Raw genomic sequence first — 5,489 nt, 5'->3', positions numbered from 1 at the left:
CAGAACAGCCAGCTCAGCGCCTCGGTGCGCTGGCCGGGATCCTTGGGCAGGAAGGCCCCGAACTTTTCGGCCAGATGAGGCCATGGCGGGGCTGGCGCTCGGTGCCGCGGCGCTGGCGGCGCTGGCAGGGCTGCAGGCGGCGCTTTGGTTCGACACGCCCGTGGGGCCGTCGATCGTCTGCGTCGCGGTGGCGCTCTTCGTTGGCAGCCTGCCGCTCAGGATGCTGGCAGGCGCACGCGGATGATCGCCCAAGCTTGCCCGTAAAAATCGCCACGCCTTGCCCTTGCCTCATTCATTTTGCGATCTAGCGCAAAATCGTTCGAGGGACGCAGATGAAACGATACCTGATGGCCATGACGCTTGCGGCATCGGCTGTTCTCACCGGGCTTGCCGGCGCGCCCGCCACCGCCGCGCCGGGCGACTGCGCTTTGCCTACGGAAGCCAATGCAAAGGCGACCCGGGTCGCGTCCGGTCTCAATGCATTTCGCACCGCGCAGGGCCTGAGCCGGGTGTCTCACGACCGCGCGCTGTCGCGCGCGGCGCAGGTGCAGGCCTGCGACCTGGCCCGCAGCGGGCAGTTCGGCCATCGCGGCAGCGACGGCTCGAACCACCGGGCCCGGGTCGAGCGCACCGGTTACTGCGCCGGGGTCAGCGCCGAGAACCTCGCCTGGGGCTATCCCCGCGCGCAGCAGATCATCACCGGTTGGCAGGGCTCGCCCGGCCACCGCAAGGTGATGGCGCTCGACCGCGCGCAGGAGTTCGGCGTAGGCGTCGCGCAAAGCGCCAAGGGGCCGGTCTGGGTGTTGGTGATGGCGCAGCCCTGCTGACGGCTCAGCCGGTGATCTCCAGCGGGATGGTCACCGGCCCGTCATTGACCAGAGCCACCTTCATGTCGGCGCCGAAGCGCCCCGTCTCGACCGGCACGCCAAGCGCTGCCAACTCCTCGGCCAGCGCGGCATAGAGCCGCTCGCCGATCTCTGGCGCGGCCGCGGCGGAAAAGCCGGGGCGGTTGCCGGTGCGGGTGTCGGCGGCCAGAGTGAACTGGCTCACCACAAGAGCCGCGCCGCCGGTGTCGAGCAAGGAGCGGTTCATCCGGCCCTCATCGTCGCGAAAGATGCGCAGTTTCGCGATCTTGGCGGCCATCCGCGCCGGCAGAGCGTCGGTGTCGCCCTGCATCGCGCAGACCAGCACGAGCACACCCGGCCCCGCGCGCCCGATCACCGTGCCGTCGACGCTGACGCTGGCCTCCGAGACGCGCTGGACCAGGGCCTTCAAAGCTCGTCGGCCCAGGGCGGGTTGGCGCCCGGGCGGCTGACGGTGATGGCCGCGGCCTGCGCGCCCAGCGCCAGCGCGTCGCGGATCTGCGCCTCGGTCAGCGTGTCGATCGCCTCCTTGGTGAGCAGGCCCGCGCGGTGCAGGCTGACCAGGACCCCGGCGTTGAAGGTGTCGCCCGCGCCGACCGTGTCAGCCACCTCGACCTTGTGGGAGGCGACGCTGACGGTGTGATCGTCGGTATAGCCGGTGGCGCCCTTGGAGCCTTCGGTGATGCAGACCAGCGCCGGGCCCTTGGCGAGCATCTTGCGCGCCAGATCGGCGGTCTCGCCCTCGCCTTCGAGCCAGTGCAGATCCTCGTCCGAGACCTTCACGATATCGGCCCGCGCGATCATCCGGTCGAGCCGGGCGCGGTAGCTGGCCTCGTCGCGGATGAAGCTGGGGCGGATGTTGGGGTCGATCATGGTGACGCGGGTCTCGCTCTCGCGCGCCTGCAGCGCCTCGTAGGCGGTGCCGCAGGGCTCGACCACGAGGGAGATGCCCCCGAAGAACAGCGCGTCCGCCCCCGGCTCGGGCAGGTCGTCTTCCGACAGCATCCGCCCGGCGGTGTTCTCGTCATAGAAGTTGTAGGTGGCATGGCCTTCGACCAGCTTCACGAAGGCCAGCGTGGTCGGCCGGTTGGAGATATGCGCCGGGAAGGTGTCGACCTTCGAGGCCTCCAGCGATTCGCGCAGCAGATCGCCGAACATGTCCGAGGAGATGCCCGAGAAGAACCCGGCGGGCGCGCCCATCCGGCCCATGGCGACGGCGGTGTTGAACACCGCGCCCCCGGCGTAGGGCGCAAAGGCGGTCTCGCCACTCTCGGTGCGACGGGGCAGCATGTCGATCAGGGCTTCGCCGCAGGCGAGGATCATTCCGTTTCCTTCCGGATCTTGGGGCGTCTGGATCGGCGCAGACAATGCCGCCTGACGCGGGGTCGTGCAAGCAGGCTCACTGGTTGAGATAGCCGAAATAGCCGAGAATCGCAGCCACGATCAGCGCAAGCAGCACCGCGAAGGCGATCTTCCACTTCGAATAGGGCCGCGCGCCCTGCACCTTGCCCGAGCGGGCGTTGACCACGAAGGCGTAGCTTTGCCCGCGGTAGCGATAGGCGGCGGTCCAGACCGGCAGCAGCACATGCTTGAAGGTGACGTCCGAGATCCGCGTCTCCATCGCCTCGATCCGCTGCTGATCGCCGCCAATGTCGCGGCGCACGTCGCCGCGGATGACATCCTCCATGATCCCGCGCGCCTCCTCGTAGGCCGCATCGAGCTCGACCTGGTACCCTTCGGCCATGAAGCCCGCCACGTATTCGGGCCGGTAGGGGGTCAGCGCCGGAAGATCCCATGGGCCGAGCCTGTCGGTGTGGGTCTTGGGCAGGGAGTTCGAGCCGAGCACGAGGATGTCGTCGAAAAACCGCGCGACTCGGCCGCGCACGCGCCGCCAGCGGATGCGCGGCTCCTGCACCCGCACCTGCTTGCCGTCGCGCATCACCGTGCGGGTGACGTAATAGGTGTCGCCGCGCTGGCCGCGATACTCGGTCTCGGTCTGGGCGTCGAAGGTCCAGAAGGGCACGTAGATGCCGTTCATCCGCCGCCCCTTGCGCGCATATTGCCTGAGCCCGTTCGGCGCGAACCACAGACTGCCGAGCCAGCGCGTCAGCGCCTCGTGCGCATGGGTCTCGTCGACCTCGAAGGGCAGCAGCGCGCGCGGCTTGATATGGCGATGCGTGCCGGTGTCGGCCACGACCGCCGTGTCGCAATAGGGGCAGCGCGTGGCATGGGTTTCGGGCGCGAACTCCACCTGCGCCCCGCAATTGGGACAGGCGGCGATGCGCGTCTCCTCGATCTCGGAAGCCGGCACCTCGCCGCGCTGGGCGCTCTCGAAATCGATCTCGCGCGTGGCCTCGGGGTCGCGCAGCGGCGCGATCGCCTCGCGGTGGCCGCAATGGGTGCAGGCCAGCTCCGAGGTGCCGGGGGCGTAATGCATGTCGCTGCCGCAGACCGGACAGGGAAAGCGGTGCTCCTCGACGACCTGCGCGGGGGCGGGATCGGCCAGATCGGTCATGGGCGGCTCACGGCGAAGGTCACGGGGCGGGCGGCGGCGGCGGCATGACGGTGAAGAGCTGCGCCAGCTCGTCCACATCCTCGGCCCGCTTCCAGCCGTCCTGACCGGCGGTCCAGACATGGGTGTCTCGGCCAAAGCCGCCCTCGGTCACCATGCGGCCCAGCCGCGCCTTGGAAAAGGGACCCGTGACCTCGCCGTTCACCGCCAGATGCCAGACATGCTCGGCCGGCGGCGGCGGTGGCGGGGGCGGCGCGGCCTGCGGGGGCTGCGGCTGCTGCTGTTGCGCGCCGGGCATCGGCCCCCACGGGCCTTGCCCCGCCACCATCCCCATACCGAAGCCCATGCCGGCCCCCATCGTGCCAGAGGGGTTGGCGGCGGCGGTGGTCATCGCCTCGGCGGCGGAATACTGGCCGAAGCGGTTCAGATCGCCGACGATCCCCATCGAGGTCCGCTTGTCGAGCGCGCGCTCCACCGCATCGGGCAGGGAGATGTTCTCGACGTAGAACTCGGGGATCTCCAGCCCGTATTGCGCGATCACCGGGGTGATCGCCTCGCGCACCACCTTGCCCAGATCGCCGGTGTTGGCCGCCATGTCGAGCACCGGGATGCCGGAGCCCGCGAGCACGCGGCTCGCCTCCTGCACGACGATGTTGCGGATCTGGTAGGAGATCTCCTGCGTGGTGAACTCGCCATCCGTGCCGACGATCTCGCGCAGGAACAGGGCCGGGTCCTTCACCCGCATCGCGTAGGAGCCGAAGGCGCGCAGGCGGACGGGGCCGAACTCGGGGTCGCGGCACATCACCGGGTTCTTGGTGCCCCATTTCTGGTTGGTGATCCGGGTGGTGTTGACGAAGTAGACCTCGGACTTGAACGGCGAGCGGAAGCCATGGTCCCAGTGCTGCAGCGAGGTCATGATCGGCATGTTGTTGGTCTCGAGCATGTAGAGACCGGGCTTGAACACATCCGCGAGCTGGCCCTCGTGCACGAAGACTGCCGCCTGGCCCTCGCGCACCGTCAGCTTGGCGCCGTACTTGATCTCGTGGCCCTCGCGCTCGAAGCGCCAGACCATGGTGTCGCGGCTGTCATCGGTCCAGTGGATGACGTCGATGAACTGGCCGGAAAGGAAATCGAGAATGCCCATGGGTCGTCTCCTGTCGTGAGGGGTCAGCTGTTGCCGCCGACCAGTTCCGCCGCGATCCGCCGCGCGATCGGCGCGGCTTGAACGGCGCTCATGCCGGGGCTGAGCCGCGGATCGTAGAGCATCCGCAAGAGCAGCTCGTCATGCCGGGTCAGCAGGCCGAACTCCTCGTCGTCGTTGAAGATGGAGGGGCGCGCCTGCGGGCTGTCATTGGCCAGCCCCATGCCCTGGGCCAGCTCCTCGTGGATGCAAGCGAGGCGCAGCATGTCGGGATGCTCGCCCCGGACCAGCGCCACCGCGCGGGAGTAGGTGTTGCCGCCGTCTTCGGAAAAGGCGATGACGAGGCACAGTGTCGAGCGCGGCGGGTTGAGAAAGGCCCGCACCGAGCTTTCGGCGATGCCCGGCACCATTTGCCTGAGCCTGTCCTCGTAGCCCAGCCGGTCCTCCTCGTTGAGGATCAGCACCGAGAAGTTGCCCTCTCCGGCGGTCTGGCCAATCGGCACGCCGGTGAGCCGCGACAGGCGCGCGGCATAGGCGGCGACGGCGTTGCGGTCGCGCGCGCGCTGTTTGGCGGGGACGGTCTCGCCGAACTGCACATCCATGCGGATCGGCGTCTCCCAGCGGCGCAGGCGGCTCATCGTCGCCTCGGCGCGCAGGTTGGCGCCATCGGCCACGTATTCGTCGTAAAGCGCGATGCGGATGAAATTGCGCGCCAGCATCGTGTCGGTGAAGGGCGTGTCCGACCCGCCGCCATCGCCGCGCAGCAGGCCCTGGGCCACGAGGTCGGATTGCAGCCGGGCGTAATGCTGCGACAGGGCCTTGCTCGCGGCCGAGCGGGCGGGCTCGGGGGTGGTTGCGGGGCGCGGCTGCGGCGCCGGGGTCGCCTCCGGGGCGCTGGGGGTCGGCGCCTTGGCCACAGGCTGGTTGCGCGGTGGTGTCTCGGGCACGAGCTCGACCTCGGGCGCGCAGCCTG

Annotated in this window: 7 protein-coding genes; 2 read left to right on the top strand and 5 right to left on the bottom strand. The window is 69.3% G+C overall.

The window, feature by feature from the left end:
- Window positions 1-82 precede the first annotated feature (82 nt).
- Together NHG85_RS09630 and NHG85_RS09625 are read left to right on the top strand one after the other, a co-directional pair.
- Window positions 83-244, top strand: a complete 162-nt coding sequence (locus NHG85_RS09630; RefSeq protein ID WP_370363009.1) for a hypothetical protein — start codon at window positions 83-85, stop codon at window positions 242-244.
- An 88-nt stretch (window positions 245-332) separates the two neighbouring features.
- Complete coding sequence (locus NHG85_RS09625) at window positions 333-827, top strand: CAP domain-containing protein (protein WP_253331850.1); 495 nt, start codon at window positions 333-335, stop codon at window positions 825-827.
- Between the two features lie 4 nt (window positions 828-831).
- Here the strand turns inward: NHG85_RS09625 and dtd are convergent, their stop codons facing one another.
- The 5 genes from dtd to NHG85_RS09600 all read right to left on the bottom strand — a co-directional run.
- The gene (dtd, locus tag NHG85_RS09620; protein WP_253331848.1) at window positions 832-1,275 is read right to left on the bottom strand and encodes a D-aminoacyl-tRNA deacylase; all 444 of its coding nucleotides are present in this window, start codon (window positions 1,273-1,275) and stop codon (window positions 832-834) included.
- Complete coding sequence (locus NHG85_RS09615; protein WP_253331846.1) at window positions 1,272-2,186, bottom strand: carbohydrate kinase family protein; 915 nt, start codon at window positions 2,184-2,186, stop codon at window positions 1,272-1,274. Before NHG85_RS09615 ends, dtd begins: the two co-directional genes overlap by 4 nt.
- Window positions 2,187-2,262: 76 nt before the next feature.
- Window positions 2,263-3,378: a TFIIB-type zinc ribbon-containing protein gene (locus NHG85_RS09610; RefSeq protein ID WP_253331844.1), complete on the bottom strand. Its 1,116-nt coding sequence runs from the start codon at window positions 3,376-3,378 to the stop codon at window positions 2,263-2,265.
- Between the two features lie 19 nt (window positions 3,379-3,397).
- Entirely contained in the window at window positions 3,398-4,519 is a 1,122-nt protein-coding gene (locus NHG85_RS09605) for an SPFH domain-containing protein (protein ID WP_253331841.1), read from the bottom strand.
- Window positions 4,520-4,542: 23 nt separating this feature from the next.
- On the bottom strand, window positions 4,543-5,489 hold a 947-nt coding region (locus NHG85_RS09600; RefSeq protein WP_253331840.1), incomplete at its 5' end, for a DUF2927 domain-containing protein.

The organism is Limimaricola litoreus, from assembly GCF_024159025.1.
Lineage (GTDB): Bacteria > Pseudomonadota > Alphaproteobacteria > Rhodobacterales > Rhodobacteraceae > Limimaricola > Limimaricola litoreus.
Note: the sequence above shows the minus strand (reverse complement) of the source record. Positions and strands in the feature narration are given on the sequence as shown.